The sequence below is a fragment of the Janthinobacterium breve genome, assembly GCF_051380895.1.
Lineage (GTDB): Bacteria > Pseudomonadota > Gammaproteobacteria > Burkholderiales > Burkholderiaceae_D > Janthinobacterium.
Genome location: NZ_JBNYXY010000003.1, coordinates 340,282 through 355,236 on the forward strand (window position 1 = coordinate 340,282; position 14,955 = coordinate 355,236).

General features: G+C 66.0%; 11 protein-coding genes. 7 read left to right on the plus strand and 4 right to left on the minus strand.

What is annotated here, in order from left to right; genetic code table 11:
* Positions 1–24 precede the first annotated feature (24 nt).
* Entirely contained in the window at positions 25–1,656 is a 1,632-nt protein-coding gene (locus ACQ4W0_RS06985; RefSeq protein WP_436576089.1) for an alpha-D-glucose phosphate-specific phosphoglucomutase, read from the minus strand.
* 775 nt (positions 1,657–2,431) lie between these two features.
* Between ACQ4W0_RS06985 and ACQ4W0_RS06990 the strand changes: the two genes are divergently transcribed.
* The 7 genes from ACQ4W0_RS06990 (at position 2,432) to ACQ4W0_RS07020 (ending at position 9,657) form a co-directional block, all read left to right on the plus strand.
* On the plus strand, positions 2,432–3,178 hold the full coding sequence (locus tag ACQ4W0_RS06990; protein ID WP_436576090.1) for a DUF4198 domain-containing protein: 747 nt from the start codon (positions 2,432–2,434) through the stop codon (positions 3,176–3,178).
* 2 nt (positions 3,179–3,180) lie between these two features.
* A complete protein-coding gene (locus ACQ4W0_RS06995) occupies positions 3,181–3,528 on the plus strand; it encodes a DUF3649 domain-containing protein (RefSeq protein WP_436576091.1) in 348 nt (115 codons plus the stop codon).
* Positions 3,525–5,156, plus strand: coding sequence for a PepSY-associated TM helix domain-containing protein (locus tag ACQ4W0_RS07000; RefSeq protein ID WP_436576092.1), 1,632 nt, complete (start codon positions 3,525–3,527; stop codon positions 5,154–5,156). Before ACQ4W0_RS06995 ends, ACQ4W0_RS07000 begins: the two co-directional genes overlap by 4 nt.
* Positions 5,156–5,509, plus strand: a complete 354-nt coding sequence (locus ACQ4W0_RS07005; RefSeq protein ID WP_436576276.1) for a DUF3325 domain-containing protein — start codon at positions 5,156–5,158, stop codon at positions 5,507–5,509. The genes ACQ4W0_RS07000 and ACQ4W0_RS07005 overlap by 1 nt, the downstream gene beginning before the upstream one ends.
* 111 nt (positions 5,510–5,620) lie before the next feature.
* Complete coding sequence (locus ACQ4W0_RS07010) at positions 5,621–6,163, plus strand: sigma-70 family RNA polymerase sigma factor (protein WP_436576093.1); 543 nt, start codon at positions 5,621–5,623, stop codon at positions 6,161–6,163.
* Entirely contained in the window at positions 6,160–7,113 is a 954-nt protein-coding gene (locus ACQ4W0_RS07015; protein WP_436576094.1) for a FecR domain-containing protein, read from the plus strand. The genes ACQ4W0_RS07010 and ACQ4W0_RS07015 overlap by 4 nt, the downstream gene beginning before the upstream one ends.
* Positions 7,114–7,218: 105 nt before the next feature.
* Positions 7,219–9,657 (plus strand): TonB-dependent siderophore receptor, encoded by a 2,439-nt coding sequence (locus tag ACQ4W0_RS07020; protein ID WP_436576095.1) that lies wholly within the window; start codon positions 7,219–7,221, stop codon positions 9,655–9,657.
* On the opposite strand, the gene ACQ4W0_RS07025 is transcribed toward ACQ4W0_RS07020, so the two are convergent.
* The 3 genes from ACQ4W0_RS07025 to xylB form a co-directional block, all read right to left on the minus strand.
* Complete coding sequence (locus ACQ4W0_RS07025; RefSeq protein WP_436576096.1) at positions 9,648–11,462, minus strand: putative bifunctional diguanylate cyclase/phosphodiesterase; 1,815 nt, start codon at positions 11,460–11,462, stop codon at positions 9,648–9,650. The two genes, ACQ4W0_RS07020 and ACQ4W0_RS07025, sit on opposite strands and share 10 nt — an antisense overlap.
* Positions 11,463–11,630: 168 nt before the next feature.
* Positions 11,631–13,244 (minus strand): methyl-accepting chemotaxis protein, encoded by a 1,614-nt coding sequence (locus tag ACQ4W0_RS07030; protein WP_436576097.1) that lies wholly within the window; start codon positions 13,242–13,244, stop codon positions 11,631–11,633.
* Positions 13,245–13,471: 227 nt separating this feature from the next.
* The gene (xylB, locus tag ACQ4W0_RS07035) at positions 13,472–14,947 is read right to left on the minus strand and encodes a xylulokinase (protein ID WP_436576098.1); all 1,476 of its coding nucleotides are present in this window, start codon (positions 14,945–14,947) and stop codon (positions 13,472–13,474) included.
* Between the last annotated feature and the right edge of the window lie 8 nt (positions 14,948–14,955).

Genomic DNA, 14,955 nt, shown 5'->3' on the forward strand with positions numbered 1-14,955 from the left:
AGGGCGCCCTCGGGCGCCCTTTTTTTACGTCGTCACCGTCGGTGCGTCGCGCCCCGTGCGCGCGCGGATCTGCGCCAGCTGCTGCGCCACGGCGATCAGTCCCGCCAGCGCTTGCTGGGTCGGGATGTCATGCTGCGCGGGATCGGCTTCGTAACGCTCCAGGTACAGGCGCAGGGTGGCGCCTTCGGTACCCGTGCCGGACAGGCGCAGCACGATGCGCGCGCCATCCGTCATGATGATGCGGATGCCCTGCTGCGTCGCCACGGAGCCGTCGACGGGATCCGTGTAGCCGAAATCGTCGGCCAGCGCCACCGTGTAGCCATCGAACACCTGGCCCGGCAAGGCGGCCAACTGGCCGCGCACGGCCTCCATCAGTCGCTGTGCGCCGGTGCTGTCGATGTCTTCATAATCGTGGCGCGAATAGTAGTGGCGGCCATACGTGGCCCAGTGCGCGCGCACGATGTCTTCCACCGATTGTTTTTTCTCTGCCAGCAGGTTGAGCCAGAACAGCACGGCCCACAGGCCATCCTTTTCGCGCACGTGGTTCGAGCCCGTGCCGTAGCTTTCCTCGCCGCACAAGGTGGCCATGCCGGCGTCGAGCAGGGTGCCAAAGAATTTCCAGCCCGTGGGCGTCTCGTAGCACGGGATGCCCAGCGCGCTAGCGACCCGGTCGGCCGCGCCCGACGTCGGCATGGAGCGGGCGATGCCCTTCAAGCCCCCACGGTAGCCTGGCGCGACGCTGGCGTTGGCGGCCAGGATGGCCAGGCTGTCCGAGGGCGTCACGTCGAAACGGCGGCCGACGATCATGTTGCGGTCGCCGTCGCCGTCCGAGGCGGCGCCGAAGTCCGGTGCGTCTGCGGCCGCCATGATGGAAATCAATTCCTGCGCGTTGACGGGGTTCGGGTCGGGATGGCCGCCGCCGAAGTCTTCCAAGGGTACGCCGTTGATGACGCTGCCCTTCGGCGCGCCCAGCATGCCTTCCAGGATGGCCGTCGCATACGGGCCGGAGACGGCGTGCATGCCGTCAAAACAGATGCGCAGGCCGCCCGCGAACAGGGCGCGAATCGCGTCGAAATCGAACAGCTGCTGCATCAGTTCCGCGTAGTCAAGAACCGGATCGATCACTTCGACCGTCATCTGCTCGATGCGCACAGTGCCCAGGGCATCGAGGTCGATATCGGCCGCGTCGCTGATGCGGTATTCGGTGATGGTTTGCGTGCGCGCAAACATGGCTTCAGTGACCTTTTCAGGTGCCGGGCCGCCATTGGCGATGTTGTACTTGATGCCGAAATCACCATCGGGGCCGCCGGGATTATGGCTGGCCGACAGGATGATGCCGCCGCTGGCGCCATGCTTGCGGATCACGCAGCTGACGGCCGGCGTCGACAGGATGCCGCCCTGCCCCAGCAGCACACGCGCGTAGCCGTGCGCGGCCGCCATGCGCAGCACCGTCTGGATGGCCGTGCGGTTGTAAAAGCGCCCGTCGCCGCCCAGCACCAGGGTCTGGCCACGGCAGTCGCCGAGCGTGTCAAAAACACTCTGCACGAAGTTTTCCAGGTATTGCGGTGCGCTGAAGACAGCCACCTTCTTGCGCAAGCCCGAGGTGCCGGGCCGCTGACCAGCTATCGGCGCCGTATTGATGATTTGAGTAGTCATGTTGCCCCCATATTAACTTCCCATGGTAGCGTATGCAGTACCAGCGGCAAAGCGTTGTACGCCTGCGACGGTGCGCCAAACCGCTTTGCGCCGCATCCCGGCATGCCACATGATGAAAATCATTCTCATATGCGGCATTCCTGGCTGCGGACTCATACATCGGACGCCGTGGTTACACGCTATTACCAAGAACTGTTGAACTTTTGCTGGCGCAACCGGGAGGCTGCTGCCGACCTGAACGAGCAGCATTACGGCGCCTATGCCAGTACGCGCCGGGAATTCAATCCGCAGTTGCACCTGCTGCTGGGCGGACAACCGTTGAAACCCATGGTGGGCGACACCTATGAAGCGGGCGTGACGGGACGAGCTGTACGACGGCCGCCTGAACGTGGCGCCGGCAGCCTTCGGCCTCCATCAGCGCGACATGGGCATCGCGATCGCATGGCGGCATCATTGCCACACCGCACTCTTGCACGTCTCACAACTCCGCATTATAATAAGAATAGTTCTCATTCACATTTGCGACTCCCACCGGAGTGTGCGCGCAGTCGCCTGACTGATGCGCGACTGGATGACACGCTACGCCAGCCAGGCACCACCGCCAAGCAAGCCTCCATATCGAACACGCCAGCTGCACGACAGCGGCAGACGAGAAGAAGGATGTTGCATGGCGCGTACACATTTTCCGGCCGGCACTGCCGTGGCCACTTCCCAGTACTGATGCACCGCTGCGGCCGCCTTTTCCGTTTCACCTAAAGAGCACAAGGGATACACCATGCACATCATCTCCATCGCGCGCCTCGGCGCCCTCGCCAGCGCCTTGCTGGCCGGCCTTGCCCTGTCCGGCGCTGCCAGCGCGCACCAGATCTGGCTGCAGCAGGACGGCAAGGCGGCCAGCGTGTATTTCGGCGAATTCGGCGACAACCTGCACGAAGCGTCGCCCGGCCTGCTGGACAAGTTCAGCATCCGGCGCGTGACGTGGATTTCGCCATCCGGCAGCAAGCCGCTGCAGGCGAGCAAGACGGCCGGCGCGTTCATCCTGAATGGCAAGGTCGGCGCCGGCGAAAGCATCATCGTCGAGGAAGACAACTACCCGTCGTGGGAAGAGAAGAAGGATGGCAAGGCCACGCGCACCGTGTGGGTCCCGGCCGCGCGCCTGATCGCCGACGCCAAGGCGCAAGCGCCCGCGCTGACGCTGGACCTGGTGCCGACCGGCAAACCGGGCCAGTTCCAGGTCAGCTATCAGGGCAAGCCGCTGGCGCAAGCCAAGGTCAACGCGGTGGTGCAGTCAGGCTGGGGCAAGGAAGCATGGAGCGATGCGCAAGGCCTGGTCAGCTTCCCGCTACCATGGAAGGGTACCTATGTACTGGAGGTGCAGCACACGGACAAGACGGCCGGCCAGCGCGGCGCGCAAGTCTATGACAAGGCCATGTTCGTGACCACCCTGAGCCTGCTGCAGCCGCAAGGCGTGGCGCCGCTGCCGGCCGGTCCGGCCCTGCCACCGAGCAAGGATCACGACTGACCATGCAAGCGCCTGCACATACTGAAACCACTGAAAAAATCGCGCGTCTGCGGCTCTCCGCCGGCGCGCTCTACCGCCTCGGCGTGGCTTCGCGCAGCGTGGCCGCCATCGTTGGCGGCTACGTGCTGGCAGCGCTGGTCACCATGCTGCTGTCGGTGAGCCTGCCCATGGCCCGATCCGAAGCCGTCATGACGGCCACCCTGCTATCGTTTGCCATCTACACCTGCGTGGTGATGTGGGTCTTCGCCACGCGCAGCGCCCTGCGCGCCTGGCTGGGCCTCGCGATCCCCGCCGCCGTCATCGCCGCCATCCTGCAGTTGATGGATGCACTATCCTGGAGTTTCGCATGAAAGAAGGTTTCCGCCAGTCGATGGCATGGCTGCACACCTGGTCCGGCCTGCTCGTCTGCTGGATTTTGCTGCTGGTGTTTTGCGCCGGCACGGCCAGCTACTACCGCAATGAAATCACCGTGTGGATGCAGCCCGAACTGCATGGCGCCGCCGCCACCAAGGTGACGACGGAAGAAGCTGCCAAGGTTGCGCAACAGGCAATGCAGGAGCGGGCCACGGGCGCCACGCGCTGGTTCATCAGCCTGCCCGGCGAGCGCAATCCCGCCACGCAGCTGGGCTGGAGCAAGCCATCGCAAGCCGGTGAAAAGAAACGCGGACGGCGCGGCAACTTCCATAGCGAAGCCGCCGACCCGGCCACGGGCGAGGTGCTATCGAAGCCGCGCGAAACGCGGGGCGGCGAATTCCTCTACCGCCTGCACTTCGACCTGCACTACATGTCCGCCATCTGGGGCCGCTGGATCGTGGGCTTTTGCGCCATGTTCATGTTCGTCTCCATCATCAGCGGCATTGTCACGCACAAGCGCATCTTCAAGGACCTGTTTACCTTCCGGCCAAAAAAGGGCCAGCGTTCGTGGCTCGATGCGCACAACGTGACAGCCGTGCTGGCACTGCCCTATCACATCATGATCACCTACACGGGCCTGGTCACCTTGATGTTCCTGTACATGCCATCGGGCGCCACGGCCGCCTACAAGGGCGACCAGGATGCCTTCTTCGCCGAAGCGTTTCCCGGCCGCTCGGGCGACAGCAAGCCGGCCGGCGTGGCCGCGCCGCTGACGCCGCTGGCGCCCCTCGTGCGCCAGGCGGAACAGCACTGGGGTGGCAAGGTCGAGCGCATCTCCGTGAATCATCCGGGCGACGCCAACGCCACCGTGACGCTGTCGCGCAAGGCCGGACGCAGCATGTCGTCGAAGCAGCCGTCGATGGAATTCGATGGCATTTCCGGCCAGCTGCTGTCGACCGATGGCGATGCGCTGCCCGGCGCGGCCGCCACGCACGGCGTGATGGTCGGCCTGCACATCGCGCACTTCGGCGGGCCGCTGCTGCGCGCGCTGTTCTTCCTCTCCGGCCTGGCCGGCTGCGCCATGGTCGCCACGGGTGCCCTGCTGTGGGCCGTCAAGACGCGCCAGAAGCAGGCCAAGGCGCTGGCCGCCGGCAAGCGCGCCAGCTTCGGCCTGCGCCTGGTCGAAGCGCTCAACATCGGCGCCATCGCCGGCATCCCGATCGCCTTCGGCGCCTATTTCTGGGCCAACCGCCTGCTGCCGGTCGGCATGGAAGACCGGCCGCAAGAGGAAATCGCCTGCTTCTTTGGCGCCTGGGCCCTGGCCGCCCTCATTGCGCAGCTGCGTCCCTCGCGCGCCATGTGGCGCATGCAGCTGGCCGTAGGCGCCTTCCTGCTGGCGTCCCTGCCCGTGCTGAACGTCTTCACCACCGAGTCGCACCTGGGCGTGACCCTGTTCCTGGGCCGCGGCCCCGTGGCGGTGGCTGCCTTCGACCTGGTGGTGCTGGTGCTGGGCCTGGGCCTGGCGTATGCCGCGTTCAAATTGAAACCGCTGCCCGTGAAGGCATCGAAGACGCAAAAAGCAACGGACGCGGCCAAGCCGGCAACGACGATGGAGGCCGCGTGATGGAGCTGCTGGCCAATTTTCTTGTCTTTGCCCTGTGCTATGCGGGCCTGTCGTCGCTGTGCCTGGCCATGGACCGCCACTACGCGGACCTGCACGGACGCGGCGCCGAACCACCCGCACCACTGCGCCGTCGTTTGCAGTGGGCGGGCGGGCTGGCGCTGGCGGCCGCCCTGGCCTGGGCCATGCACATCGCCGGCGGCGGCTATGGCCTCGTCTACTGGGTCGGCAGCCTGACGGGCTGCGGCTTGCTGCTGATCTGGCTGCTGCCCTACGCGCCCCACCAGGCCATGCGCCTGGCGCGCGTCATCGGCGGCGCGGCCGTGCTGGCCGCCATCGCGCTGGCAGTGCTGTAGTTATCGCGGCTGTGCTGCCATGCGTGGTGGCACAGCAACAGCGCATTGCATCGGCACGACTGTCGCGCTAAAATGAGAATAATTCTTATTTGCATTAAGGTTTTCTCCATCATGCCAGGCAGTCCGTTCGCGCCCTCCCCCCTGCTGCCCACGCAGTTGGAAAGCCATTACCGCGCACACCACGGCTGGCTGGCGCACTGGCTGCAGCGGCGCCTGGGCAATGCTGCCGAGGCGGCCGACCTGATGCAGGATACCTACACGCGCCTGCTGGCCGGCGCGCCATTGCAGCCGCAAACGCCGGCCCTGCGCGCACCGAAGGCCTATCTGGCGACAGTCGCCAAACATCTGCTGATCAACCACTTGCGCCGCCAGTCGTTGGAACGCGCATGGCTGGACGCGCTGGCAGCCCTGCCCGAACACCACGTACCATCCACCGAGCAGCGCGCGCAAATCCTGCAGGCGCTGCAAGCGGTCGATGCCATGCTCGACGGCCTGAAACCGAAGGTGCGCGCCGTCTTCATCCTGGCGCAGATCGAAGGCCATGCATTTGCGGACATCGCCGCGCAACTGGGCATCGGCGAGCGCTCCGTGAAGCGCTACATGGCCGAAGCGCTGACCGAATGCGTGCTGCTGGCGCCGGACCTGCCGGCATGAGCGCCGCTGCTCCGCCATATCCTCCGCTGTCGCGCAAGGTGGCGCGCCAGGCCGTCGAATGGTATTTGCTGGAGCAGTCGGGCCAGGCCACACCGGATGACTTGGCGGCGTCGGCCCAGTGGCGCGCGCTCGACCCGGAACACGCGCGCGCCTGGCACAGGGTACAGCAAGTGAGCCAGACGGCCGGCCTGCTGCCGTCCTCGCTGGCCGTGCCCGTACTGCACCGGCCGCAGCGCCGCGTGGCCATGCAAGTGCTGCTGGCGCTGATGGCGGCGCCCGCCGCCTGGCTGCTGGTGCGCCATGAGATGCTGGCAGACTACCGCAGCGGCGTGGGCGAACGGCGCGAAGTGTCCTTGCCCGATGGTGGCACGCTGGTGCTCAACACGGACAGCGCCGTCGATGTGGCGTATGGCGCCGATGAACGCCGGCTGACCTTGCGCCGCGGCGAAGTCCTGATACAGACGCGCCCCGACCACGCGGGCAGCCGCCCTTTCATCGTCACCACCTGCCATGGCCGCATCCGAGCGCTGGGCACGCGCTTCACCGTGCGCGTCGACGACGATGGCAGCCGCGTGACGGTACTCGAACACGCCGTGGAAATGACACCGCGCGCGCCCTCGGCCACCGTGCGCACGGTCATGGCGGGCCAGCAAAGCCGCTTCGACGCCAGCCACGCCAACCTGCCGGCGCCGGCGCCGCTGCAGGCCGATGCTTGGGCGCGCGGCATGCTGACGGCACAGGACATGCGCCTCGATGCCTTCGCTGCCGAATTGTCACGCTACCGCCCCGGCCTGCTGCGCGTGGAGCCGCAAGTGGCGGGCTTGCGCCTGTCAGGCGCCTTCCAGCTCGACGACACCGACGCCGTGCTGGAAAACCTCGCGCGCATGCTGCCCGTCGACGTGCTGTACCGCACACCGTACTGGGTCACCCTCGTGGCCCGCAAAAAATAATCGTGAAAAGCTGGCCCTTTTTTTCACCATGGCCTGTCCTGTGAGTATTGCAAAGACATTTTGCAACGACATTTTGCAACGACACCTCACCGGAAAGGCCAGACCATGCACCCACCTCGTTTGACTCCCCTCGCGCGCGCCATCGGCAACGCTTTGATCCTGCTGTCGCTGGCGCAGGCGCCGGCCATGGCGGCAGAACTGCCCGCCGCGCAAACGGCCTTCAACGTGCCGGCGGGCGAGCTGTCTGCCGCCATCGCCAGCTTTGCCATCGAGGCGAAGGTGAGCGTGGGCGCGGCGGCCGAACTGCTGCAGGGCGTGCGCACGCCGGGCCTGAACGGCAGCTACACGGTGCCGCAGGCACTGGCCCGCCTGCTGGCCGGCACGGGCCTCGATGCACTGCCCAGCGGGGAATGCAGCTACGTGCTGCGCAAAGCGGGCACAGGATCGCCTGCCGCGCCGATAGCCGCGACCCTGGACGAAGTGGCCGTCGGCTCCAGCGCGCTGCGCGACGGCACCACGGAAGGCAAGCGCGGCTACGCGGGCCTGACTAGCGCCACGCGTCTGAACCTGTCGCTACGCGAAACGCCGCAAGCCGTCAGCGTCATCACGCGCCAGCAGATCGACGACCAGGGCTTGCGCACGTTGCAGGACGTGCTGCTGCAGGCGCCCGGCATCACGGTTGACCATTCGTCGAGCACGCGCGAATACGACCAGGTGTTTTCACGGGGATTTGAAGTAACGTCGTACATGTTCGATGGCATCCCGACCAGCAAGAACCTGGAAGCGCGCACCTACGACATGGCCATCTACGACAGGGTCGAGATCATCCGCGGCGCCACGGGCCTGATCAGCGGCACGGGCAGCCCGTCGGCGGCCGTCAACCTGGTGCGCAAGCGCCCGGGCCGCAGCTTTGCCGCCACGGCCGGCGCGCAGCTGGGATCATGGGACCGCTACCGTATCGAGGGCGATGTCTCGACGCCCTTGACGGCGGACGGCAAGGTACGCGCGCGCGTCGTCGCCGCGCATGAAGACCAGCGCTCGTTCATCGACCGCTACCAGCAGAAAAAATACGTGCTGTACACCATCGTCGAAGCGGACCTGACGCCATCGACAGTGCTCAGCGCCGGCATCAACTACCAGAAGGAAAAGCTGAAAGGCGCGGGCCGCGACTTCCCCATGTTCTATGCCGACGGCGCGCAGACCCGCTTCCCCCGCTCGATGAACGGCACGGCCGCGTGGAGCACGTATGACCGCGAACAGAGCATGCTGTTCGCCACGCTCGACCATTACTTCGACAACGACTGGATTACCAAGGTGGCCGTCAACCGCAGCAGCAACCAGTACGACGCCTTGCAGGGCTTTTCCGGCAACGGCTACCCGGACCGCGTGACGGGTGGCGGCATGCAGCTGTGGCTGGCCAACTGGCACAGTAAACCGCAACAGACCTCGCTCGACGCCTATGTCAGCGGCCCGTTCCAGGCCTTTGGCCGCAAGCACGAACTGGTGCTGGGCGTGAGCGCCTCTGAACTCAAGACGAATAGTCCCATCTATCCAAACTGGCGCCTCGCCGGCTATGACTATACGGTGCCCGATATCCACGCCTGGAATGGCGCCATGCCGGTACCCGACTACAGCGGCACGCGCCTGGGCAGCTCGTACGACAAGGAACGGGAAAGCGGCCTGTATTCGACCCTGCGCCTGCGCCCGACAGACGCACTGTCGGTGATCCTCGGCGCGCGCCTGTCATACTGGAAGCGCGACATCCGCAGCGACTTTGCCAACGACACGGACCTGTACGACGCGATGCGCGAAAACGGCAAGATCACGCCGTATGCGGGCCTCGTCTACGACCTGGGCCGGCACTGGTCGGCCTACGCCAGCTACACCAGCATCTTCACGCCGCAAAGCCAGCGCGACGTCAACAGCCGCTTCCTGGCGCCGCTGGAAGGCAAGAACTACGAAGTGGGCGCCAAGGGCGAATTCTTCGACGGCAAGCTCACCACCAGCGCCGCCGTCTTCCAGCTGAAGCAGGAGAACCTGGCCGAAGCCGACCCGGGCAATGTCTGGATCATAGGCACGGGCGGCGGTTCCTACGCCTACCACACGGTCAAGGGCGCCACCACGCGCGGCGTCGAGGCGGAAGTATCGGGCCAGCTGCGTCCCGACTGGCAGCTGACGGCCAGCTATGCCTATAGCCGCATCCGCAACGCGGCTGGCGCGCGCATCCAGACCAGCCAGCCGCAGAGCATGGCAAAGCTGTGGACCACCTGGCGCCTGGCGCAGGGCGTGCCTGGCCTGGTGCTGGGCGGCGGCGTGAACTGGCAGAGCGATATCTACATGGATGACCGCGGACCGAATGGCGAACGTTTCACGCAAAAGGCGTATGCGGTGGCGGGACTGATGGCGCAGTACCAGGTCAGTGCGCAGCTGGTGGCGACCCTGAACGTCAATAACGTCTTCGACAAGAAGTACTACTCGACGGGCATGGGCGGCTACTACGGCGATCCGCGCAACGCCATGCTGTCGCTGCGCTATCAGTTCTGAATGACTTCACTACCTTTGATCAGCACCTCGATACCCTCGGGCGCCATGGCGCGGCCCAGGTAGTAGCCAAACGCCTCGTCGCAGCCCATCTCGGCCAGCTGCTCCAGCTGCTCGCCGCTTTCCACGCCGCCGGCGATGGTGCGCAGTCCGAGCGTGCGCGCCATCGCCACGATGGCGCGCACCATGGCGCTGTCGCCACCGGGCTTGCCCAGGTCGTCGACGAAGCACTTTTCGATCTTCACGGCATCCGTGGGAAAGCGTTTCAGGTAATTGAGCGAAGCATAGCCCGTGCCGAAATCGCTGATGGCAATCGCCATGCCCAGCTGGCGGAACTGGCGCAGTATCAGTTCGCAGTTCTGGCTGCGGTCGATCAGGATGCCAGCGGCGATTTCCAGCTCGATGCAGCGACCCGGCACGCCGGCCGCCTCCAGCGCGGCGGCGAAATTGCGCGCGATATCGCGCTGGTAGAACTGGCGCGCCGACAGGCTGACGGACACCGTCAGCATCTGCCCCTGCGCGATCCAGCTGCGCGCCTGCTCCACCGCCGTGGCCAGCACCCAGGCGCCCACCGGCAGAATCAGCGCGCTTTCTTCCAGCACCGGCAGAAAATCGAGCGGCATCATCAGTCCCAGTTCCGGGTGCTTCCAGCGCAACAGCGCCTTTACGCCCGTGATCCTGCGCGTCTTCAAGTCCATGCGCGGCTGGTAGAACAGGGCGAATTCGTTGCGTTCGAGCGCATGGCGCAGGGCCGTCTCGAGGATGGTGCGCGAATACGACTGCGTCTGCATGCGCGCGGCGTAGCGCAAACAGGTACCCGGCGCGTGACGCTTGGCCGCATACATGGCCAGGTCGGCCTTTTCAATCAGCGCATTGACGTCGTCGTCATCGTCCGGGTACAGGGCCACGCCCACGCTGGCCGCCACCGACAGGCTGTATTCGCCGATGACGAAGGGAGCGGCGATGGCGGCGACGATTTTTTCGGCCACCCGCTCGGCATCGTGCGCCGTGCGCAGTTCCGTCAGCAGGATGATGAATTCATCGCCGCCCTGGCGCGCCACCGTATCGACCTTGCGCACGCACTGCTGCACCCGGCGCGCGAACTCCGTCAGCACCTGATCGCCCACGTCGTGCCCCAGACTGTCGTTGATGGATTTGAAGCGGTCGATGTCGACGAACAGCACGGCCAGCAAGCCCTGGTGGCGGCGCGCGTAGGCAATGCCGTGCTCAAAGCGGATCTGGAAGTGCAGCCGGTTCGGCAGCCCCGTCAGACCGTCGTGGTGGGCGATGAATTCCAGCTGCTGCTCGGCGCGCCGGCGGGCCGATACATCGTGCAGCAGCAGCACCGCACCGCCCTGCGCCAGCGGCGCGCAGCTGTACTGCACGTCGATGCGCTTGCCGTCGAGATGGCGCAGCAGCACGGCGCCGCGCGCCACCTCCAGCACTTCCTGCCGCGCCACGCAGTCGCGCACCTGGCGCGCCGCATCGATGGGTGTGCCGTCATGGAACAGCGGCAGCAGCTGCGTCACGGGCTGGCCCAGACCATCGTCACCCAGCAAGCCACCCATGGCGCTGGCGCGGGGATTCAGGTATTGCACCACGCCATCGTGGTCGGTGCCGATGACGGCCGCCGGCAATGCGTGCAGCAGCGCCAACGCATCTGCCATGCGCTGCGCCTGCGCCGCCTTCAGCACCACGCCGGTCGCATGGCGCATGCGCCACATGCGCGCCACTTGCCATTGACAGGCCAGCAACACGGCGAGCACCATGGCCAAGGTCAGGCACAGTGCCAGCAACAGCGCCGTCATGCGTCACCCGGCAGGCGGAAAGTGAAAAACATGGTTTTCCTTTGCAACGCGCGCCATGCGGCCGGGCGCAGATCCATGCGGAAAGGAAATAGTATAAGAATTTCGCCGGACTTTTTGCCTGATCGGGCGCCGCTTGACTGGCATCAAGCGGCGCGGGGCGGGTGCGCATCAGGTCAGCGACAGCCTCCGGGCCGGCGCGGCCACGCCGGGAACGGCATGCAGTTTGAAGATGCTGACGGCGTCGGCCAGGCTGGCCGCCTGCTGCTGCAGCGCGTCCGCGGCGGCTGCGGCCTGCTCCACCAGCGCCGCATTCTGCTGCGTCACGCCATCCATCTGGCTGATGGCGATGCTGATCTGTTCGATGCCATCGCGCTGTTCCACGCTGGCCACGGCAATCTCGCCGATGATGGCGTTCACGCGCTGCACGCTGCTGACCACGTCATCCATCGTGCGCCCCGCCTGGCCGGCCAGCACGCTGCCCTCCTCCACCGTGCGCACGGATTCGCCGATCAGCTGCTTGATTTCCATGGCCGCCGCAGCCGACCTGTGCGCCAGGCTGCGCACTTCGGTGGCCACGACGGCAAAGCCGCGTCCCTGCTCGCCCGCGCGCGCCGCTTCCACGGCCGCATTCAGGGCCAGGATATTCGTCTGGAAGGCGATGCCGTCGATGACGGCGATGATGTCGACGATACGCTTCGACGAAGCATTGATATGGCTCATGGTCTGCACCACTTGCGCCACAGCCTCGCCACCGCGCTGCGCCACGTCGGACGCGCCGCCGGCCAGCTGGCGCGCCTGGTCCGCATTGTCGTTATTCTGCCGGACGGTGGAGGTCAGCTCGATCATCGAGGCGGCCGTTTCTTCCAGCGAGCTGGCCTGCTCTTCCGTGCGGGAAGACAGGTCCATATTACCGCTGGCAATTTCGCCCGACGCCGTGGCGATGGCGTCCGTGCCGGCCCGCACCCGTCCCACGATGTCGGCCAGGTTGCCGCTCATCGCCTTCAGGGCACGCAGCAGGTCGCCGATTTCATCGCGGCCGCTGTCGGCCACCACGGCGCGCAAGTCGCCGGCCGCCACTTGCTGGGCGATGCCGACGGCCGCACCCAGCGGCACCGTGATGCTGCGGATCAGCCACCATACGGTGACAGTGCCCACGACCAGGGTCACCAGCACGGTGGCCAGCATGGCGATGCTGGCGCTGCGGTGCGCGGTGGCGTCCTGTTCCTTCATCTGCGCCATCAGGCTGTGCGACTGCTTGCCGATAGTCGCGACGATGGCATCGATCTGGCGCGTCGGTTCGCGGTCGATACCCTTGACCAGCGCATCGACGGCCTGCGCGCTGTCGGCGTGCGCGCCGTCATATTTTTGCAGCGCCGCCAGGTAGCTCACGCCCAGCGCATCGTGCGCCTGCATGGCTTGCACCACGGGCGCCGTATCGAGTTTCAACGCGGCCATCATGGCTTGCAGGCCGGCCAGTTCCTTGCGCGTCTGCGCGCCGCTGGCGACAAACGCTTCGCGGTAGCGCTGGAAGGCGGCCGCATCGCCGCCGCGCAGCAGGATGTTTTTCCATTCCTGCACCTGGATCTTGAATTCCACCTGCGCGCTGCGCGCCGCGTCGACCGCTTCCGTCAGGGCCACCGAGCGTTGCATGGCGTCCGCGCTACGCGCACTGGCGGCGTCGAGCGCGCTCCAACCGCGCACACCGACGAATACCAGTGCAAGAAAGAAAAAGGCGCCCAACAGACCCAGGCGGACGGAGATTTTCAGATTCGCGAGTTGCATGTATTTCTCCCGGCGGCAAGAACAGGATGGCAACAAAGGCGTCGCCAAAAACTATCCAATTCTCACCAAATGAGCAAATCATGCAGCGTGCTCAGTGAAAAACCAAGTGACGCTTTTGCTAGAGAAACACTTTCAGCATAGAAACAACAAATTACACGAGAAGGTTGACTGTCTGGCCATATTGCCGGGCTCATAGCATGGTCGGGCCGGCAATATTGTTGGCAGCGCTAGCGCGCCGCAGCAGCCGCTCCCGCGAACTCTTCGCGCAGCAGCGGATACAAACGCCGGTAGCGCGCCAGGCGCTCGTCCAGCACGCCGGACGGCTGCGGCGCCATTGTTTCCTGCACGGGCGGGCGCGTGCACACCTGCGCAGGCGGCAAGCCCGCCACCGCCATCTGCGCCAGGCGCGCCGCGCCCAGAGTGCCGCCAGCCACGCCATGGTCGTGCCGCAGCACGTTCAAGCCCGAGGCATTGGCGCACAGCTGCGCCCAGAAACGGCTGCGCGAACCGCCGCCCACGAACGACGCTTCGCGCAACTGCGTGCCGGCGCTGCGCAGGGCAGCATTACCATCGGCCATGGCAAAGGCCACGCCTTCCATCACGCTGTAGGCCAGTTCCGCGTGCCCGTGTTCCGTCGACAAGCCGAAAAACACCCCGCGCGCCGTGGCATCGTTGTGCGGCGTGCGCTCGCCGCTCAGGTACGGCAAAAAGATGGGCGCTGCGCGCGCTTCGACGTTTTCCGCCAGCGATACCAATGCGCCGATGTCGCTCGATTGCGTCAGCCGCGCCACCCAACTGAGGCTGGATGCGGCGCTGAGGATCACGCTCATCTGGTGCCAGCGCTCGGGCAGGCAATGGCAAAACGCATGCACGCCCTGGCCCGGATTGGGCGCATAGCCATCGCTGCCGGCAAACAGCACGCCGGACGTCCCCAGCGACAGCAGCCCGGCGCCCGGTTCCACCACACCCAGGCCCACGGCGGCGGCGGCATTGTCTCCCGCGCCGCCGGCCAGCAGCACCGCATGGGCGATGCCCCATTCCTGGCACAGGGCCGGGCGCACCTGCGCGGCGGCATGGCTGCCTTCGACCAGGCGCGGCATGTGTTCGCGCGTCAAACCGGTTGCCGCCAGCATGCGTTCGGACCAGTCGCGTTTGGCCACGTCCAGCCACAGGGTGCCGGAAGCGTCGGACATGTCGGAAACATATTCGCCCGTCAGGCGCAGGGCCACGTAATCCTTGGGCAGCAAGACCTTGGCCGTGGCGCGGAACAGCGAGGGCTCGTATTTTTGCAGCCACAGCAGCTTGGGCGCCGTGAAACCAGGCATGGCCTGGTTGCCCGTGATGGCACGCGACTCGGGCACCAGCGCCTCGAGTTCCACGCATTCGGCAAACGCGCGCGTGTCGTTCCACAGGATGGCCGCGCGCAGCACGTGCTGCTGCTTGTCGAGGAGGGTGGCGCCATGCATCTGGCCCGACAGCGCGATGCCGCGCAAGCCGGAAAACGCCACCGGCTGCGCGGCGCAGATGGCCCCGATGACGTCCAGCGTGGCGTGCCACCAGTCTTCAGGATTCTGTTCCGACCAGCCGGGATGGGGACTGGAAACGCGCAGGGTCACGCCGGCGCTGGCAAGGATGGTTTGGGCGTCATCGGTGAGGATGGCCTTGACTTCGGAAGTGCCGATATCGATACCGAGATATGTCACGATGGTTC

What these genes read in the sequence shown, in the direction of transcription:
- ACQ4W0_RS06985 (WP_436576089.1), bottom strand. Translation starts at nt 1,656, where the DNA reads ATGACTACTCAAATCATCAATACGGCGCCGATAGCTGGTCAGCGGCCC.
- ACQ4W0_RS06990 (WP_436576090.1), top strand. Translation starts at nt 2,432, where the DNA reads ATGCACATCATCTCCATCGCGCGCCTCGGCGCCCTCGCCAGCGCCTTG.
- ACQ4W0_RS06995 (WP_436576091.1), top strand. Translation starts at nt 3,181, where the DNA reads ATGCAAGCGCCTGCACATACTGAAACCACTGAAAAAATCGCGCGTCTG.
- ACQ4W0_RS07000 (WP_436576092.1), top strand. Translation starts at nt 3,525, where the DNA reads ATGAAAGAAGGTTTCCGCCAGTCGATGGCATGGCTGCACACCTGGTCC.
- ACQ4W0_RS07005 (WP_436576276.1), top strand. Translation starts at nt 5,156, where the DNA reads ATGGAGCTGCTGGCCAATTTTCTTGTCTTTGCCCTGTGCTATGCGGGC.
- ACQ4W0_RS07010 (WP_436576093.1), top strand. Translation starts at nt 5,621, where the DNA reads ATGCCAGGCAGTCCGTTCGCGCCCTCCCCCCTGCTGCCCACGCAGTTG.
- ACQ4W0_RS07015 (WP_436576094.1), top strand. Translation starts at nt 6,160, where the DNA reads ATGAGCGCCGCTGCTCCGCCATATCCTCCGCTGTCGCGCAAGGTGGCG.
- ACQ4W0_RS07020 (WP_436576095.1), top strand. Translation starts at nt 7,219, where the DNA reads ATGCACCCACCTCGTTTGACTCCCCTCGCGCGCGCCATCGGCAACGCT.
- ACQ4W0_RS07025 (WP_436576096.1), bottom strand. Translation starts at nt 11,462, where the DNA reads ATGACGGCGCTGTTGCTGGCACTGTGCCTGACCTTGGCCATGGTGCTC.
- ACQ4W0_RS07030 (WP_436576097.1), bottom strand. Translation starts at nt 13,244, where the DNA reads ATGCAACTCGCGAATCTGAAAATCTCCGTCCGCCTGGGTCTGTTGGGC.